This window comes from Paenarthrobacter sp. PH39-S1, from assembly GCF_030063245.1.
GTDB lineage: Bacteria > Actinomycetota > Actinomycetes > Actinomycetales > Micrococcaceae > Arthrobacter_M.
Window position 1 is genome coordinate 240,658 of record NZ_JASISR010000001.1, and the last position, 17,977, is coordinate 258,634.

At 65.6% G+C, this 17,977-nt stretch carries 15 protein-coding genes and 1 tRNA gene; 11 read left to right on the forward strand and 5 right to left on the reverse strand.

Annotated features, from left to right (window positions below):
* The first annotated feature begins 398 nt into the window (after positions 1-398).
* From eno to QMG52_RS01095, 8 genes are all read left to right on the forward strand, one after another.
* The gene (gene eno / locus QMG52_RS01060; RefSeq protein ID WP_283558573.1) at positions 399-1,682 is read left to right on the forward strand and encodes a phosphopyruvate hydratase; all 1,284 of its coding nucleotides are present in this window, start codon (positions 399-401) and stop codon (positions 1,680-1,682) included.
* 141 nt (positions 1,683-1,823) lie between these two features.
* The gene (locus tag QMG52_RS01065; protein ID WP_283558574.1) at positions 1,824-2,537 is read left to right on the forward strand and encodes an FtsB family cell division protein; all 714 of its coding nucleotides are present in this window, start codon (positions 1,824-1,826) and stop codon (positions 2,535-2,537) included.
* 99 nt (positions 2,538-2,636) lie between these two features.
* A complete protein-coding gene (locus QMG52_RS01070; RefSeq protein WP_283558575.1) occupies positions 2,637-3,257 on the forward strand; it encodes a DUF501 domain-containing protein in 621 nt (206 codons plus the stop codon).
* A gap of 73 nt (positions 3,258-3,330) precedes the next feature.
* Entirely contained in the window at positions 3,331-4,272 is a 942-nt protein-coding gene (locus QMG52_RS01075; RefSeq protein WP_283558576.1) for a Ppx/GppA phosphatase family protein, read from the forward strand.
* 84 nt (positions 4,273-4,356) lie between these two features.
* Complete coding sequence (locus tag QMG52_RS01080; protein WP_283558577.1) at positions 4,357-5,823, forward strand: S8 family peptidase; 1,467 nt, start codon at positions 4,357-4,359, stop codon at positions 5,821-5,823.
* Positions 5,824-5,857: 34 nt separating this feature from the next.
* The gene (locus QMG52_RS01085) at positions 5,858-7,303 is read left to right on the forward strand and encodes an NAD(P)/FAD-dependent oxidoreductase (RefSeq protein ID WP_283558578.1); all 1,446 of its coding nucleotides are present in this window, start codon (positions 5,858-5,860) and stop codon (positions 7,301-7,303) included.
* Between the two features lie 117 nt (positions 7,304-7,420).
* Positions 7,421-7,494: transfer RNA gene (locus QMG52_RS01090), tRNA-Leu, on the forward strand.
* A gap of 456 nt (positions 7,495-7,950) precedes the next feature.
* On the forward strand, positions 7,951-8,802 hold the full coding sequence (locus QMG52_RS01095; protein ID WP_283558579.1) for a Bax inhibitor-1/YccA family protein: 852 nt from the start codon (positions 7,951-7,953) through the stop codon (positions 8,800-8,802).
* Positions 8,803-8,951: 149 nt separating this feature from the next.
* Here the strand turns inward: QMG52_RS01095 and QMG52_RS01100 are convergent, their stop codons facing one another.
* From QMG52_RS01100 to QMG52_RS01115, 4 genes are all read right to left on the reverse strand, one after another.
* Positions 8,952-10,199, reverse strand: a complete 1,248-nt coding sequence (locus QMG52_RS01100) for an acetyl-CoA C-acetyltransferase (RefSeq protein WP_283558580.1) — start codon at positions 10,197-10,199, stop codon at positions 8,952-8,954.
* A gap of 126 nt (positions 10,200-10,325) precedes the next feature.
* Positions 10,326-11,486, reverse strand: a complete 1,161-nt coding sequence (galK, locus tag QMG52_RS01105; protein ID WP_283558581.1) for a galactokinase — start codon at positions 11,484-11,486, stop codon at positions 10,326-10,328.
* Between the two features lies 1 nt (position 11,487).
* The gene (gene galT, locus QMG52_RS01110; protein ID WP_283558582.1) at positions 11,488-12,630 is read right to left on the reverse strand and encodes a galactose-1-phosphate uridylyltransferase; all 1,143 of its coding nucleotides are present in this window, start codon (positions 12,628-12,630) and stop codon (positions 11,488-11,490) included.
* Positions 12,627-13,526 (reverse strand): DeoR/GlpR family DNA-binding transcription regulator, encoded by a 900-nt coding sequence (locus tag QMG52_RS01115; protein WP_283558583.1) that lies wholly within the window; start codon positions 13,524-13,526, stop codon positions 12,627-12,629. Before QMG52_RS01115 ends, galT begins: the two co-directional genes overlap by 4 nt.
* Positions 13,527-13,593: 67 nt before the next feature.
* Here QMG52_RS01115 and QMG52_RS01120 point away from each other — a divergent pair, with 67 nt between their 5' ends.
* The 3 genes from QMG52_RS01120 to ilvA all read left to right on the forward strand — a co-directional run bounded on the left by QMG52_RS01120 (position 13,594) and on the right by ilvA (position 17,139).
* Entirely contained in the window at positions 13,594-14,568 is a 975-nt protein-coding gene (locus QMG52_RS01120) for an aldose 1-epimerase family protein (protein ID WP_283558584.1), read from the forward strand.
* 70 nt (positions 14,569-14,638) lie between these two features.
* The gene (locus QMG52_RS01125) at positions 14,639-15,904 is read left to right on the forward strand and encodes an AI-2E family transporter (protein WP_283558585.1); all 1,266 of its coding nucleotides are present in this window, start codon (positions 14,639-14,641) and stop codon (positions 15,902-15,904) included.
* Entirely contained in the window at positions 15,901-17,139 is a 1,239-nt protein-coding gene (gene ilvA / locus QMG52_RS01130; RefSeq protein ID WP_283558586.1) for a threonine ammonia-lyase, read from the forward strand. Before QMG52_RS01125 ends, ilvA begins: the two co-directional genes overlap by 4 nt.
* Positions 17,140-17,301: 162 nt before the next feature.
* Here the strand turns inward: ilvA and greA are convergent, their stop codons facing one another.
* On the reverse strand, positions 17,302-17,796 hold the full coding sequence (greA, locus tag QMG52_RS01135; protein ID WP_283558587.1) for a transcription elongation factor GreA: 495 nt from the start codon (positions 17,794-17,796) through the stop codon (positions 17,302-17,304).
* Between the last annotated feature and the right edge of the window lie 181 nt (positions 17,797-17,977).

Sequence of the window (17,977 nt, forward strand, 5' to 3'; positions counted from 1 at the left end):
GGATTCCTCCCGGCTTGCTCTGTCTGTCTGCTTGCTCTGTCTGGATGCTTGCTCTGTCTGGCGCGGCCGGTTGGACGGCCGGGACGCCCCCAGTGGCCCGGGCGGCGGACACGCTCACGCCGTTGCCCCGGGATTGCGGGTGTTCTTCAAGAAACTTCGCGATAGGTCAACGATATATCGCTGTAAATGGACAGTCAAGACATTTTTCGAATCTTCCGCGGTATCCGATCCCGGATTCCGCGCGGCGACCACACGTCCCCAACCGTGCTCCCGAGCCCCGGTGTCGGCTGGACGTGGGTCTGGGCCGCCGGCAACGCGCTAGGCTAGGTAGGACAGCGAGGTCGACTTCCATCCGCCAGTTACCCAAGACTCTGGACAACACATCTTAGGAGCCATCCATGGCCATTATTGATGCCATTCATGCACGCGAAATTCTGGATTCCCGAGGCAACCCGACGGTTGAGGTAGAGGTGGGGCTCGACGACGGATCGGTAGGGCGCGCGGCCGTCCCGTCCGGCGCGTCCACCGGCGCCTTCGAGGCAGCGGAACGCCGTGACAATGAGAAGGGCCGCTACCAGGGCAAAGGCGTCCGGCAGGCCGTCGACGCGGTCATCGACACCATCGCGCCGGCGCTTATCGGCTTCGATGCTACGGACCAGCGACTGATTGACCAGACCATGCTGGAGCTCGACGGCACCCCGAACAAGTCAAACCTGGGCGCCAACGCCATCTTGGGTGTTTCGCTGGCCGTCGCCAGTGCCGCCGCGGATTCCTCAGACCTGCCGCTGTACCGCTACCTGGGCGGCCCGAATGCCCATGTGCTGCCCGTGCCGCTGATGAACATTCTCAACGGCGGGTCGCACGCGGATTCCGATGTCGACATCCAGGAATTCATGGTGGTCCCGCTCGGCGCGGCAACATTCTCCGAGGGCCTGCGCTGGGGAGTGGAGGTCTACCACAACCTCAAGTCCGTGCTGCAGGAGAAGGGGCTCTCTACCGGGCTGGGAGATGAGGGCGGCTTCGCGCCCAACCTGCCGTCCAACCGTGCCGCGCTTGATCTAATCCTGGAGGCCATCAAGAAGGCTGGTTACACCCCCGGCAAGGACGTGGCACTGGCACTGGATGTCGCGTCCTCGGAGTTCTTTAAGGACGGCACCTACCAGTTCGAGGGCAACTCCCTGACGGCTGCGGACATGAGCGCCTACTACGAGGAACTGGTTCGTGACTATCCGCTGGTTTCCATTGAGGACCCGCTGGACGAGGACGATTGGGACGGGTGGAAGACCCTCACCGACGCCATCGGCGACAGGGTCCAGATCGTGGGCGACGATCTTTTCGTCACCAACCCGGAGCGGCTGCAGCGCGGAATCGACGCGAAGACGGCCAATTCCCTGTTGGTCAAGGTGAACCAGATCGGCACGCTGACGGAGACCCTCGACGCCGTGTCGCTGGCTCAGCGCGCCGGATACACCACGATTACCTCGCACCGCTCCGGTGAGACCGAGGACACCAGCATCGCGGATATCTGTGTTGCCACGAATGCCGGTCAGATCAAGACAGGTGCGCCCGCGCGTTCCGAGCGGGTGGCCAAATACAATCAGCTGCTGCGCATTGAAGAAGAGCTCGACGACGCCGCGCGTTACGCCGGCTCGGCCGCCTTCCCGCGTTTCACGGCCAAGTAAGGCCCCGCGACTGGCTAAGGTTAACTCCAAGCCTTAGCCGGTCCCGCCGCGGCCTTCACTCGTGAAGCCGCGGCGCCCCGGCCGCCGGGCGTGAACTGGCCGGGAGCCCGGCCGCAGCTACTGCCGAACTTCAGGAGAATCATGACCACCCGTCGTCCCAAAGTCCCCCGCGCACAGGCACCCGCCGGTGCGCGCGGCGGGAGCGCCGGAGACGGACGCCCGGGCGAGCTGCCCAACGGCACGCCCCGGGCCGCTTCGTCGGACAGTTCACCGGCGTCCGGTTCATCAGCAGGCGGCGCATCGGTGATCGGCTCGTCGGGGGCGGCCAGCCCGACACCTTCGGGCAAGAAGTCGTGGGGCAGGAAGCCGTGGGGACGCAACCGCGGACCGGGCAGATCGTCGGACAGTAAACCCGCAGTCGCAAAGCCGGCCGGCTCCGCAGCCGGCGCGGCGCCGAGGCCGGTTCCGGCCCGTGCCTTCTCCGGGCGCCTGCTGGCCCTCGCCGTCGTCCTGCTGACCATCACCGTACTGCTCGCGCCCTCCGTACACACGTATCTGCAGCAGCGGGCGCAGATTACCGCGTTGAGCCAGGACATCGCAGCCAAAACGCAGCAGCAGTCGGACCTGAAAAGCGAGCTGTCCCGCTGGAGCGACCCGGCGTACAACAAGCAGCAGGCCCGGGACCGGGTTAACATGGTGATGCCAGGAGAAACCGGCTACTGGGTGTACGGAGCCGATGGAATAAGCGCGCAGCCGGAGAAGAGCATGGATTCGAAGTCCCAGGCTGCTCCGAACGGAAACCTGCCGTGGGTCGACGGGCTCTGGGAATCGATCAAGCGGTCCGCCATCGGCTAGCATTCCGTACCCCTGACACTGGTGGACCGATCAGCACCGCCACTGCCACAGCCCCGCGGCCACGGACCACCACGGCCCAATTTTCCAGGAAGGACGTCGGTGACCACACCAGCCCCCACATCCGCATCCGATTCGGGACGTGTCCCCACGGCTGAGGATCTGAACACCCTAAGCCGCCAGCTTAACCGCCCGGTCCGCGACGTCGTCGAAATACCGGCCCGCTGTGTCTGCGGTAACCCACTGGTGGCCGCCACCGCTCCACGGCTCAGTAATGGAATCCCCTTTCCGACGACGTATTATCTGACCCACCCCGTGATTACGGCCGCCGTCTCGCGGCTTGAGGCCGCAGGCCTGATGAACCGGATGAGCGAGCGGCTTCTGGCCGAGCCCGGACTGGCGGCAGCCTACCGCAGCGCGCATGAGGCTTATCTGCAGGCTCGGGCGGAAATCGGCGCACGGGCCGGTACCGGTCCCGTCCCCGAGATCGACGGCATCTCGGCCGGCGGCATGCCCACCCGGGTGAAGTGCCTGCATGTCCTGGTGGGCCATGCCTTGGCTGCCGGCCCCGGCGTCAACCCGTTGGGCGATGAGACTATCGAGGGGATAGTCGAATGGTGGACCCGGGACCGCTGCTACTGCGTCGGTGCCTGGGACACGGAGAGTCCCGTTCCGGCCCGGGACCTGAGCCGGCATGTTAAACACATGCACCAGACACCGTAATGTCCCCGCCCCGGACGAACACGGGCTAACGTGGGCCTCTCCGGCCAATGAACTGCGCCAAGAAAGGTCTCCCATGCGTGTAGCCGCCATTGATTGCGGAACGAATTCGATCCGCCTGTTAATTGCCGATAACGACGACGGCGTCCTTACGGATGTGCACCGTGAAATGCGGGTGGTCCGGCTGGGACAGGGAGTGGATGCGACCTGCAGGCTGACGGAGGAGGCGCTGGCGCGGACCTTCGCCGCCACGGAGGACTATGCGGAGCTGATCAGGACCCATGGGGCACAGCGCGTGCGGTTCGTGGCCACCTCAGCGACCCGGGACGCGCAGAACCGGCAGGTCTTCATCGACGGAATCCGCGCCCGACTCGGAGTTGAACCGGAAGTGGTGAGCGGCGACGAAGAAGCGGCCCTGTCGTTCGCAGGTGCGGCCAGCGTGCTGCCCGGCCTGGGCCTGCCGCTGGCGCTCGTGGTGGATCTTGGTGGCGGAAGCACTGAATTTGTGGCCGGAAACTCCGCGGGTGTCCAGGCCGGAATCAGCACAAATATGGGCTGCGTGCGCTTCACCGAGCGGTACCTGCTCAGTGATCCGCCGACGGCTGCCGAGATCACCGCGGCAGAGGCCGAAATCGAGGACAATATCTCCGCCGTGCTGGCCACCGTACCGCTGGCGGAGGTGGACAGCCTGGTCGGCGTGGCCGGGTCGGTGACCACCATCACGGCGCAGGCTCTGAACCTGCCCGGTTACGACCGCGGGCAGATCCACGGTGCCGTTCTGCCGGCAGCCCAGATCATCCGGGCCTGCACGGATCTGCTCCAGATGACGCGCGCACAGCGTCAGGCACTGCCGTTTATGCATCCGGGCAGGGTGGATGTCATTGGTGCCGGTGCGCTGATCTGGCGGACGGTGGTCGCCAGGCTCGGTGTCCTCACCGCGGGGCGGGTCGACTCGGTTACGGCGAGTGAACACGATATTCTGGACGGCATAGCGTTGGGGATCTCCCGGCAGGACTAGGCTCTTCAGCCGTGGCCACCGGTGGCCACGGCTGAAGAGGTCAACACCGATGTGGTCGGCACTGACGAGGATGACGGGAAATAGATGCAGCTACCAACGATGCTGCGGCCCGCAGCCGCGGTCTTGCTCACGCTTGCCGTCTTCGCGGGAATGTCAATGGCGGGACTTGCCACAGCCTCGCCGGCAAGCGCCGACGACATCCGCAACCGCGAGTACTGGCTCGACACGTACGGCATCACCAAGGCCTGGGATGTCTCCAAGGGCGCTGGTGTTAAGGTTGCCGTCATCGACAGCGGTATTGACGGCACCCATCCGGATCTCAACGGTGCCGTGGTCGGCGGCACCGATGTCTCCGGTTCCGGCGGCGCCGATGGCCAGAAGGGGATCGGCGCTGAGCCGGTGCATGGCACGCTGGTGGCCACCCTGTTGGCGGGTCGTGGACATGCGGCGTCCGGTTCGGCGTCGGCCGGTCCCGACGGGAGGCCCATCCCGACTCAAGTAGGACCCGGAGACGACGGCGTCATCGGGGTGGCTCCCGAGGCCCAACTGCTGACGGTTTCCGCCTGGCTGGGCAGCACCAACCCATCCGGGAAAAGCGTCGAGGAACAGATACCCGCTGCCGTGCGCTGGGCAGTGGATAACGGCGCCAAGGTGATCAACATGTCCTTGGGCAGCACCTCGACGGCCTGGCCGCAGAGCTGGGACGATGCATTTCTTTATGCCCAGCAAAAGGACGTGGTGATCGTTGCGGCCGCGGGCAACCGGAAGACCGGCAGCGCACAGGTCGGGGCGCCGGCCACCATCCCGGGCGTCCTGGCTGTGGCCGGCCTGGACCATGACGGTACGGTCAGCCAGGATTCCTCCTCCCAAGGCATCACCATCGGGGTCTCCGCGCCGGCGGAGAAGCTGGTGGGCGGTCTGCCCGGCGGCGGGTACGCGGACTGGAGCGGTACGTCGGGGGCGGCACCGATCGTGGCTGGCGTCGCGGCGCTGATCCGGTCCGAGTTTCCGGACATGTCGGCGGCCCAGGTGATCAACCGGATCGTGACGACTGCCAAGGGGAAAGGCGAGCCGATCCCCAATGCGCTGTACGGTTACGGCTTGCTCGACGCCGAGGCCGCTGTGACGGCGGATGTTCCGGTCGTGAGCGAAAATCCGTTGGGAAGCATCGCCGACTGGATTCGGGTTCATCGGCGCACCGAGGCTATCCCTGCGCATACCCCGCCCGGCAGCCCGGGCGCGACATCCGCGCCTGCCCCGGCCCTGCCTGTTCCGACGGTTCCGGTGGCGCTCGCACCGTCGGAGCTGGACGGTGCACTGCCCGGCACCGTGGTGATCGGCTTCTTGGCATTGTTCCTGGCCATCCTGGCGGGCGGGACCATTCACCTGCTCGTAGCCCGCCGAGGGCGGGACGCCGCCGACCAGTCTGCCGACCTTACCGCTGACCGGTCCGCCGACCGGTACGGCAGCCCCCCATCGCGCCCAGCCGTGGCCCCAGGGAGCCGGAAACCCGTGGATTCTCCCGCTGAGAGCGAACCCGGAAACCGTTAGTGAATGTTTTCACAAAGTCTTGTACCATGGAGGCATGGCTCCTACACCCCAGTTCCTGGATCGTCCGCGCGTTCTCATAGTCGGCGGCGGCTACGTCGGCCTCTACGTGGCACTGCGTCTGCAGAAGAAGATCGCCAGCGCCGGTGGCATCGTCACCGTGGTTGATCCGCTGCCCTACATGACGTATCAGCCCTTCCTTCCGGAGGTCGCTGCCGGCACTATCGAGGCCCGCCACGCCGTGGTCTCGCACCGCAAGCACCTGCGGCAGACCGAGCTCATCCAGGGCTCCGTCACCAGCATCGACCATGAAAACCGCACCGCCGTGGTAGCCCCGGCGGACGGCGGAGAGCACTTTGAACTCCCGTACTTCGACGTCGTCGTGGCAGCCGGTTCCATCACCCGGACCTTCCCGATCAACGGCCTGGCGGAAAACGGGATTGGCATGAAAACCATCGAAGAGGCCGTTGCCGTCCGCAACCAGGTCCTGGACCGGATCGAAGCGGCCTCCACCGAGACGGATCCGGCCAAGCGTAAGCGCGCCTTGACGTTCGTCGTCGTCGGCGGCGGTTTTGCCGGCATCGAAACCATCACCGAACTCGAGGACATGGCCCGCACCGCGGCCAAGCAGAACCCGCGGCTGAACGTCGCAGAACTTCGGTTCGTGCTGGTTGAGGCGATGGGGCGGATCATGCCCGAGGTCACGCAACCGCAGTCGGAATGGGTCATTGAGCACCTGCGCAGCCGCAACATCGAGGTTCTGCTCAATACCTCCCTGGCCAGCGCCGTGGACAACCACATGAGCCTGATCAATATGCCGGATAAGACCGTCGCGCAGGAATTTGACGCGGACACGCTGATCTGGACCGCAGGAGTGCAGGCAAACCCGATGGTCCGTTCCACCGACTTCCCGATCGATCCGCGCGGACGTGTCCAGGTTGGCGCTGATCTGCGTGTCACCGGTGAATTCGGGGCGATCAAGAACGCCTGGGCGGCCGGCGACGTCGCCGCCGTTCCGGATCTGACCGGCGGCGGAGTAGCGGGCTTCTGCGTCCCGAACGCCCAGCACGCACTCCGCCAGGCAAAGCGTCTGGCCAGCAACCTGTGGGCCTCACGCTTTGACAAGCCGCTGACGGATTACAAGCACAAGAGCCTCGGTGCTGTGGCCGGCTTCGGTGAGTGGAAGGGCGTTGCCAACATTATGGGCGTCGGACTCAAGGGCTGGCCGGCCTGGCTGGCGCACCGCGGCTACCACGGCCTGGCGATGCCGACGTTCGAGCGTAAATGGCGCGTCATTTCGGCCTGGTTCATCAGCCTGTTTGTGGGCAGGGACGCCACGGCGCTGCTGGACCTGGACCGTCCCCGCGCGGCCTTCCGCGCCGCAGCGGGCCCCGCGCCGAAGCCGGCGGCCAAGCCGGCCGACGCGCCGGCTTCCGCTTCGGCTACGGCCGCGAAAAACGGGGTCCCGGTCGGGGCCGAGTAACGCTGGCAGATTTTGGTGCCCGACGGCGCCCTTCCCGGTTCCCGCCGGCGGGCGCCGTTCGCGTTTCGTGAGCGTGTTTTCCCTCCTGTACAGCGGATCGAGTACGCTGGACGCCGGGCCCCAATAGCCCAATCGGCAGAGGCAGCAGACTTAAAATCTGCACAGTCAGGGTTCGAGTCCCTGTTGGGGCACAATGAAAGAGGCTCTTGACCTGCGGCTATGCAGAGCAGGGGCCCTCTTTTTGGGGACTTCAATTTGCGAGGTGGCAGGCCATTATTCCGCTGCGCGACGCAGGTGGTGGCCACCGCCGGGGAGCGGTCGCTAATCTCCTCCACATCGACCCGGCCACGATAGACGTCGGATTGGCCATTGAACTCCTGGCCGCCCAGCAGTCTCTCATTGTCGACGCCCAAAGCTCTGGCTACGATTTGTGCCTATTGTTCAGGGATTCCCAATCATATTATTTGGTCCGGCTCCCAGCCTGGCAATCGGCCGACCCGCGTGGAATCCTGTGAGCAAAGGAACGCGATCGACAGGCGAATCGAGCTCCCGGGCGCAGGGATGGCCGGAACTATTTCCCCCGGCGATTCGTCAAACTTGTTAGGCTTAGGTTTGATAACCTGCCCCCGAGTGGAGGACACCGCATCATGGCTGTCAGCGGAAACCCCGTATTTGCCAACAACAAGAATTTCAATCCCAAGCCGGCGTTCCAAGGCCAGCTGCAGAACCAGGGATACCAGGGCGCCGATTACGCGACCAAAGATGCCGGGCTGAATCCGCAGCAGCTGCAGGACCTGTACAACGCCCCATCGGCCGGTCCCGTGCAGACAGGCCGGATGACGCTCGACGACGTCATCATCAAGACCGTGGGCATGCTTGCTCTGGTGCTGGCCGGGGCAGCCGTGGGCTGGATCTTCCCGGTGTTGACCATCCCCGGCATGATTGTCGGCTTGGTGCTCGGTCTGGTGAACTCGTTCAAGCGTGAACCGTCACCGGCGCTGATGATGCTCTACGCGGCTGCGGAGGGCGTGTTCCTGGGCGGCATCTCCGGTTTCCTTGAGGGCATGTTCCCGGGCATCGTGGTGCAGGCCGTGCTGGGCACACTGTCCGTTTTCGCCGTGACGCTGCTGCTGTTCAAGAGCGGCAAGGTCCGGGCGACTCCGAAGATGACGAAGATCTTCATGATAGCCATCGGCGGCTACCTGGTGTTCTCGCTTTTGAACTTCGGCCTAATGATCTTCAACGTCACCGATAGCCCCTGGGGTATCCGGAGCATGCACATCCCGGGGACCAGCATCCCGTTCGGGCTGGTGCTGGGCCTGCTGGCCATCGGCCTGGCGGCCTTCTCGCTGGTGATGGACTTCACCTCCATCCAGGGCGGCGTGCGGAACGGGGTTCCGGCCCAGTACTCCTGGACCGCCGCGTTCGGGCTGACCGTGACGTTGGTCTGGCTGTATGTGGAGATCCTGCGCTTACTCGCCATCATGCGAAATAATTAGCCGCCGCACGCTGCTGAGACTCAGCGAGGTCCAGGCCGCTGGGGCCACCGATCCCACGGTGGGGAATATTCGGCGGAGCAGCCCGGCCAGCAGTGGGGCAGCGATCCCGGGCGGCAGCAGCCACCAGCCCCTCCGCAGCCTCCCACCCGTTAATTCAACCGCTCCAAGACGAGTGCCATGCCCTGCCCGCCACCCACACACAGGGTGGTCAAGCCCAAGGTGCCGTCCGTCGTCGCCAGGCCGTTCAGCAGTGTGGTGACCATTCGCACGCCGGTCATGCCGAAGGGGTGGCCGAGTGCGATGGCCCCGCCGAAGGCGTTGAGCTTGGCCGGGTCGATGCCCAGTTCGCGCCGGCTGGCTATCACCTGCACGGCAAAGGCTTCGTTCAGCTCCACCAGGTCGATGTCGTTGATACCTAGACCGGCCAGGTTCAGGGCGCGGCGGGTGGCCTCGATCGGGCCCAGACCCATGATCTCCGGCGAGAGAGCGCTGACTCCCGTGGACACGATGCGCGCCATTGGCGTGAGCCCCAGTTCGCGGGCCCGGAGGTCGCTCATGACGACGGCGGCAGCGGCGCCGTCGTTCAATGGGCAGGCGTTGCCCGCGGTGACCGTGCCATCGGGCCGGAAGGCCGGTTGTAGTGAGGCGACGGATTCCATCGTGACGCCAGCGCGGGGGGAGTCGTCCCGATCGATCACGACGCCGTCGCGCCGGGTGTACGGGGTGATCTCGCGGGCGTAAAAACCACTGGCCACGGCCGACTCGGCTCGGTTCTGGCTCTGCACACCCCACTGATCCTGCTCATGCCGGCCTATGCGCAGCGAGGTGGCCACGTTCTCCGCTGTCTGGCCCATGGCGAGATAAATGTCCGGCAGCTCACCGTCCAACCTCGGGTCGGTCCACGTTGTGTTGGCTGCTGCCATCGCAGTTGCGCGGCGGCCGGCGCCGTCGAACCTTGTATTGTGGTTGCCCCTATCCGTCTCTCCTGCGCCTCTCCAATCGCGGTAACGGGAGACGGATTCGACGCCTGCCGCGACAAAGGCGTGCCCCTCACCGGCACGGATGGCGTGGAAGGCCATCCGCAGAGTCTGGATGCTGGAGGCGCAGAAGCGGTTAATGGTGGCTGCCGGAACGGTGTCCAGGCCGGCCAGCACACTCACCACGCGGGCCATGTTGGAGCCGGCTTCCCCGCTGGGCTCGGCACACCCCAGGTAGAGGTCATCGAGCGTAGCCGGATCCAGCTCCGGAACCTTGGTCAGGGCGGCCCCGACCATGGCAGCGGCCAGGTCATCCGGGCGCTCGTCTTTGAGGGAGCCCTTAAACGCCCGGCCGATGGGGCCGCGGGCAACGGAGACAATAACCGCTTCTGGAGCGGACGCAGGCGTGGATGCAGACATGACTCCATTGTGGACGTGATTACCGTCTCACTCAAACGCCTGACCTTCCTCAAACGCCCGATCTCAAACGCTGTCGTGCTCAAACACCGCCTCACGCAAACGCTGTCTTCCTAGGCGCTGGGGGCATCAGGCGATGCGCCGGGCTCCGGCGGCCGGGGTGACGGTGAAGACGTCCGGTGGCCGGAAACCGGCCGAGTGAAAGGCTGCCAGGATCTGCTGCCGTATGGTCTGCTCCGCTGGCGCCGGGATCAGCGCGATGGCGGAACCGCCGAAACCGCCACCTGTCATCCGCGCGCCGAGGGCACCGTTGGCGAGGGCCGTCTGCACTGCAAGATCGAGTTCCGGACACGAAATTTCAAAGTCATCCCGCATGGATGCGTGGCTTGCGGTCAGCAGCGCGCCGATCGCGGCCGGCCCCTCCTCGACGAGCACCTTGACGGTCGCCAGCACGCGGTCATTTTCGGTGACGATGTGGCGGACCCGCCGGTAGGTTTCATCGTCCAGCAGCCCGGCGGCCTCCCGCAGATCGGCCGCGCCCAGGTCCCGCAGCGCCGGCACGCCCAACACCTCGGCGCCGAGTTCACAGGATGCGCGGCGCGATGCGTAGCCGCCGGTCGCGTGCGCGTGGCTGACTCTGGTGTCCACCACCAGGAGCACCAGCTGGGTACCGGCCAGATCCAGCGGAACGGACTCGGCACGCCGGCTGCGGCAGTCCAGGAAAACGGCATGGCCCTCGGTGCCCAGCAGGGACGCGGATTGGTCCAGAATGCCCGTCGGCGCTCCCACCACCTCGTTTTCGGCGCGTTGTCCGACCGGGACCAGTTCCTCGCGGGTCAGCCCGGCTCCCGTGAGCTCGTTGAGCGCCAGCGCCACCGCGCACTCGATCGCCGCGGAAGAGGAAAGCCCGGCGCCGGTGGGCACGGAGGAGTCCAGGAAGAGATCGAATCCGGGTACGGAAACGCCCTGCTGGCCAAGCACCCAGGCCACGCCCAGCGGGTAGGCCGTCCAGCCGTGCATGTTCGACGGCGCCAGCCGCTCCAGATCGACGGTCACCAGACCCTCGTCGCCGTAGCTGGAGATCAGCCGGGCCGTGCGATCCGTCCGGCGGCGCACCGCGGCCCTGGCTGTGGGGCCGATGGCGAAGGGCAGCACGAAACCTTCGTTGTAATCGGTATGCTCGCCGATCAGATTCACCCTGCCCGGCGCGGCCCACACGCCGTCGGGTGCGTGGCCGAACGCTGCCATGAACCGGGCGGTGAGCTCGTCGCGGGCCAAGGGACTGCGCATGTTAGTGGACCTTCCGCTTCAGGCGTGCGTGTGGGGAGTCCTGCCGGCCGCCGGCGTTCCGAAGCGCCGACGCGATCTGTTCCGGGGTGCTGTCATTGATGAAGGCACCCATGGCAGCTTCCGAACCGGCAAGGAACTTCAGCTTATCCGCCGCACGGCGGGGGGAAGTCAGCTGCAGGTGCAGGTAGCTTGCGGGCCGGAAGAAGTCGTCCACTGGTGCCTGGTGCCAGCCGGATATATAAGGTGTGGGTGTGTCGTACAGATTGTCAAGCCGCGCCAGCAGGTCCAGGTACAGCCAGGTCAGCTCGTCACGTTCCACACCGGTCAGCGCCGCAATGTCCGGTACCTGCCGGTGCGGGGTGAGGTGGACTTCGAGCGGCCATTTGGCGGCGAACGGCACGTAGGCGCTGAAATGCGTGCCCTCCAGGATCATCCGTTCCCCGGACTGCCGCTCGGAACCGAGGATGGACCCGGTAAGGGTCTCCCGGGCGCCGGCGGCGTCGTAGAACCGCCGGGCTGCCTCCGCCATCACGGCTGCCCGCGGGGTGATGTAGGGGTAGGCATAGATCTGGCCGTGCGGGTGGTGCAGTGTGACGCCGATTTCCTGACCGCGGTTCTCGAAGGGGAAGACCTGCCTGATCCCGGGCAGAGTGCTGAGTGCGGCAGTGCGCTGCGCCCAGGCATCAATGACCGTTCGGGCCCGGGTCTCGGTCAGCGCGGCGAAGGATCCGGTGTGCTCCGGTGTGAAGGCAACGACTTCGCAGCGCCCAAAGGCGCTGCCGCTGGTGCCCCAGCTGGGATTTTGCGGTGCGGCTCCCAGTGCAGGTCCGAGCGACGGGAAGCGGTTCTCAAAGACGACGACGTCGTAGTCGGGCGCCGGGATTTCGGAGAGGTTTCCCGCGTTGTTGCTGGGGCACAACGGACACTGGTCAGCAGGTGGAAGGTACGTACGGCTCTGGCGGTGGGCCGCGACGGCCACCCAGTCGCCGGTGAGCGCGTCAAAGCGGATATCACCGGTGTCAGCGTCCGAGCGCGGCAACAGTGGACGCAGGTCCCGCTCGAGGTGCGCCCGGACGGCGTCGCCGTCATCGAAATAGATGAGCTCGCGGCCGTCAGCCAGGGTGGTGGTTGTGGCCGTTGTCATAGTGCGCTCCAGTCAGAAGAAGCTCGTGAAGGGGGGATTACGGCGAGGCGAAGGGTCCGGACCAGGGGCCGGAAGATCGCCGCCGTGGCGGCGCTGACGCCGTCGTCCGTGATCAGTGTGTCCACGTCGCTCAGCTCGGCCACCGAGGCCAGGCTGCGGACGTTGAATTTGCTGTGATCGGCGAGCACCACCAGGCGCTCGGCCGACGCGGTGAAGGCGCTGTTGGTCTGTGCCTCGACCAAATTGGGGCTGGTCAAGCCGCGCCGCGCGTCAATGCCATGGACGCCCATGAAACAGATGTCGGCATTCAGGCAGCGGATCGCTGCGCTGGCCACCGGACCGACCAGCGCTTCGGACGGTGTGCGCTCGCCGCCAGTGATGATGACCTTGCTCCCATCAGCCGGCTGCAGCTGATACAGGGCTTCCGCGGCCTTCAGTGAGTTGGTAATGACGGTCAGCCCTTCCACCCGGTTCAGGAGGGTGGCCAGCCGGTAGGTGGTCGTCCCGCCTGTCAGCGCCAAGGTCATCCCCGGCTTGACAAGTGCGAGCGCCTCCTGGGCAATGGCTTCCTTGGCCTCCGGCCGGAGGTCCGAATTGCTGGCAAAACCGGGTTCGACGGCGCTCAGCCTCGTCAGGCGCGTGGCACCGCCGTGGATCTTGCGCAGCATCCCCTTGCCGTCAAGAGCCTCGATATCGCGGCGCACGGTCATCTCACTGACACCCAGTGCCGCCGCCAGGTCCGTAACCCGGACGGCTTCATACCGCTGCAGCTCTTTGAGGATGCGTGACTGTCTTTCCGGTGCAAGCATCACGGGCTCCCTCCACTGTTGCTCCGCTCCACTGTTGCTCCGCTCCACTGTTGATCCGCCGGTGAAGTACACTGTAGCAACATCCATCAAATTCGAATACTTTCAAACAAAATATAACAGCTCTACTCGGCTGAAGCTAGGATACCGTGGTCAAATGACGGATCCGCTCTCCTCGCCAGCGCAGCCCTCTTCCGGCCAGCCCTCAGTTGGACAACATTCACCGCCCGGCTGTGCCACCGGCACCCAGTACACGTTGACCCGGGGCGACGCGACCGCCGTCGTCGTCTCGCTTGCCGCCGGACTGCGGCTGTTTTCCAGGGCCGGGACCGCTCTGACCGAAAGTTACCCGGACGACCGTACTCCGCCGGGTGGCGCGGGTATCACGCTGGCACCGTGGGCCAACAGGATAGACGGCGGTCGGTGGAACCTCAACGGGGCGGCCCAGCAGCTGGACATCACCGAGGTGCCGCTGAACAACGCCATCCACGGACTGCTGCGGAACACGGGCTATGCGCTGGTGGCACGATCGCCGCAGCATGTGCTGCTAAAGGCAGACATCTATCCGCAGCACGGCTACCCTTTCCTGCTGACGCATCAGGTCCGCTACTCGATCTCGGCGGAGCTTGACCTGTGCGTCAGCCAGACCCTGCGCAATGGCTCGGCGGCCAGGGCGCCCTTTGTGCTCGGCGCCCATCCCTACCTGCGGATCGGGGAGGTGCCCACCGAAGAGCTGACCATTCGAATCTCCGCAGCGACCCGTCTGCTCACCGATGAGCGGATGATCCCGAGGGGAGCCGAAACCGTCTCCGGGCCGGCCGATCTGCGTTACGGCGGCGTCGTGGGGGAGCTCGATCTCGATGTCTCCTACACGGATCTGGTGTTCGACGGCGGCAAAGCGCGACAAACGCTGAGCGCGCCGGACGGGCGCTCGGTCTCGCTCTGGCAGGAGCCCATGTGCCCCTATGTGCAGCTGTTCATCACCGACCGCGTGCCCGGGCGACGCCGGGCCGTGGCCCTTGAGCCGATGACCGGGCCGGGGGATGCCTTCAATTCAGGGCAGGGGTTGGGCTGGCTCGAGCCCGGGGAAGCGTTCACCATGCGGTGGGGAATCAGCGCTGATCTGGGCTGAACAACGGTTTGGACCGGGCCGGCGCTGGACACGGTTTCGGTATTCCTCGGCGGTGGGGAATTATTAACCCATGTCGCCACCGACCAAGAGCAATGATCCGTCCAGCAGTCCTGTTGACCAGGATGTGCCCTACGGGGTGCGCATCGCGGCCGCCTGGGCTTGGCGCCTGGGCCTGATCCTGCTGGTGAGCGGAGCTATCCTGTGGCTCCTCAGTTTCATTACACTGCTGGTGATTCCCATTATGGTGGCCGCGCTGCTGGCGGCGCTGATAAGTCCGATCGTCGCATTCCTGCGCAGGCACCGGTTACCCAAGGGCCTCGCCGTCGCCGTCACGGTGGTCGGAGCCATCGTGGTGATTACCGGTGCGCTGACGCTGGTGGGACGGCAAATGGTTGCCGGATTCTCCGCTTTGCGCGGCCAAGCCGGTGAAGGCATCAAACAAGTCCAGCAATGGCTCTCCAGCGGGCCGCTCCAGGTCTCCGCTGCGGACATGGACAAGTACATCGGCGAGGGGCTGAACGCTCTGCAGAACAACAGCAGCAGCATCCTCAGCGGCGCCCTTTCCGTCGGGAGTTCGGCGGGGCATTTCGCTGCCGGGCTGCTGCTGGCGCTTTTCGTCCTGGTCTTCTTCCTGCTCGAGGGCGAACGCATCTGGTTGTTCCTGGTGACGTTGTTGCCACAACGCGCACGACAGGCCACCGACGGAGCCGGCCGCCGCGGCTGGGGCTCCATGGTCAGCTACGTGCGGATCCAGGTCCTGGTTGCACTGATTGATGCCGTGGGCATCGGTGCCGGAGCGGCCATCATCGGTGTGCCGCTGGCGCTGCCATTGGGTGTCCTGGTCCTGTTCGGCTCGTTTATTCCGGTGATCGGCGCCCTGGTCACCGGCATTGTGGCCGTCCTGCTGGCGCTGGTGGCCAACGGCTGGGTCAATGCCCTGATCATGCTGGGCATTGTGCTGCTGGTCCAGCAGGCGGAGAGCCATTTGCTGCAGCCGCTGGTCATGGGCAAGGCCGTTTCGCTGCATCCGGTCGCGGTGATCCTGACCGTGGCCGCCGGCGCCGGGTTGGCGGGCATACCCGGGGCGCTCTTTGCGGTGCCGCTGCTGGCCGTATGCAATTCCGCCGTCCGCTATATTGCTGTCCGCGGCTGGGAACACGAATCGGGACCGCCCGGCAGCGGAAACCCGGGGGCACTCACTGACACCGGCAGCGGGCCCCCGACGCCCACAGCCCTTCGGGATATCCGCGGCGTGCGCGCCCGCCGCCGCGGCGCTGCCACCCGAGCCCAGTCAACGGACGAGACCCCTTCCAGCACGAGAGAGAACAATCAGTGAACGCACTCAGCGACCTTCCCGTCACCCTGGCCGACATCGAGGACGCGCAGCGTTTAGTGGCGGATATTATTGCTCTCACTCCCATTGAAAGTTCGCGCGCGCTGGGCCGGCAGACCGGTTCCGAGGTCTTCTTTAAGTGTGAAAACCTCCAACGGGCCGGTTCTTTCAAGGTGCGTGGGGCCTATGTGCGGATGGCTAAACTGACCGCCGCGGAAAAGGCTCGGGGCGTGGTGGCGGCATCGGCCGGAAACCATGCCCAAGGTGTTGCCGTGGCGGCGAAGGCGCTTGGGATCAAGGCGCGGATCTATATGCCGCTCGGAGTTGCGCTGCCCAAGCTGGCGGCCACCCGCGGGCACGGCGCCGAGGTGGTGCTGCACGGACACAACGTGGACGAATCGCTGGCCGAGGCTCAGCGTTACGCGGATGAAACCGGAGCTGTTTTCGTCCACCCGTTCGACAACGTCGACGTTGTTGCCGGGCAGGGGACCATCGGTCTGGAAATCCTGGAACAGATCCCCAACGTGGACACCGTGATCATGGGGGTCGGCGGCGGGGGACTGCTGGCAGGCGTCGCCGTCGCCATTAAATCCAAGGCGCAGGAGCTGGGACGGGACATCCGGATCATCGGGGTTCAGGCGGAGAACGCGGCGGCGTATCCGCCGTCGCTGGCCGCGGACGCCCTGGTGCCGCTGAAAAAGGTATCCACCATGGCGGACGGAATTGCCGTGGGCCGGCCCGGGCAGCTGCCATTCTCGATCATCCGTGAACTGGTCGACGACGTCGTCACCGTCAGCGAAGACGCGCTGGCGAGGGCCCTGATCTTCCTGCTGGAACGCTCCAAAATGGTGGTGGAACCGGCCGGCGCCGTGGGTGTGGCCGCGCTGATGGAGGGCAAGATTGAGAATCCGGGCACCACCGCGGTGATTCTCACGGGCGGCAATATCGATCCTATGCTGATGCTCAAGGTGATCCAGCGGGGTCTTGCCGCCGCTGGCCGGTTCATGACCGTCCGGATGATGCTCGATGACCGCCCGGGGTCGCTGGCCACCATTTCGCGGATCATTGCCGAGAACGACGCCAACGTAACCGGCGTCGACCACACCCGCGTCGGTGGATCCATCAGCATGGGTGACGTCTCCATCACGGTCAATCTGGAGACCAAGGGCCATGTGCACTGTGAACAGGTTCTCACGGCGCTGCGCACCGAAGGGTTTCAGCCCATCGTCGTCCACTGACGCCGCCGCACCTCGACACCGTCCGCCGCCGAAGACACCGTCCGCCGCCGAAGACACCGTCCGCCGCCGAACACGCGACGAGCGGGAAAGTATGCCACCTGAAGCGCCGCTCCAAGGGCATACCTCCCCGCTCGACGGCGGAACCACCAGACCGCCGGGAAATCAGCCCGTGAAAGGCTTGGCGGAGATGACCTCCACCTGAATTTCCCTGCCGTTGGGGGCCGTGTAACTGAGCGAGTCGCCGGCTTGATGTCCCTGGATTGCGGCTCCCAGCGGCGACCGCTCGCTGAAGACGTCCAGGTCGGTATCCCCGGCCACCTCGCGGCTGCCCAACAGGAACGTGGTCTTGTCGCCGGCAATCTTCGCCACCACCAGCATGCCCGGCTCCACAATGCCGTCGTCGGCCGGAGCCTCGCCCACATGGGCGTCGCGGAGCAGCTCGGTCAGCTGGCGGATGCGGGCCTCGATCTTGCCCTGCTCTTCCTTGGCCGCGTGGTAACCGCCGTTTTCCTTGAGGTCGCCCTCCGAGCGGGCCTGCTCGATCTTCTTGACCACTTCAACACGGCCGGGACCGGACAGCTCCGTAAGCTCAGCCTGGAGGCGATTAAAGGCTTCCTGGGTGAGCCAGGCTGCGGGTGCGCTGTTAGGGGTAGACACAGGGTTCTCCTTGGGTACTGAGAAGCAAAAGACCCCGCTGACGGACGCCACCGGAAAGTGCCGAGGGACACTGCAGTAGCCGTTCAAGCGGGGCAAGGTATGCATCCAGTGTAGGCAACAAGCGCGATAATCCCAAGATGCCGACGGCGGTACCGCGCTTTGCGCCGCCCATTCCACCCAA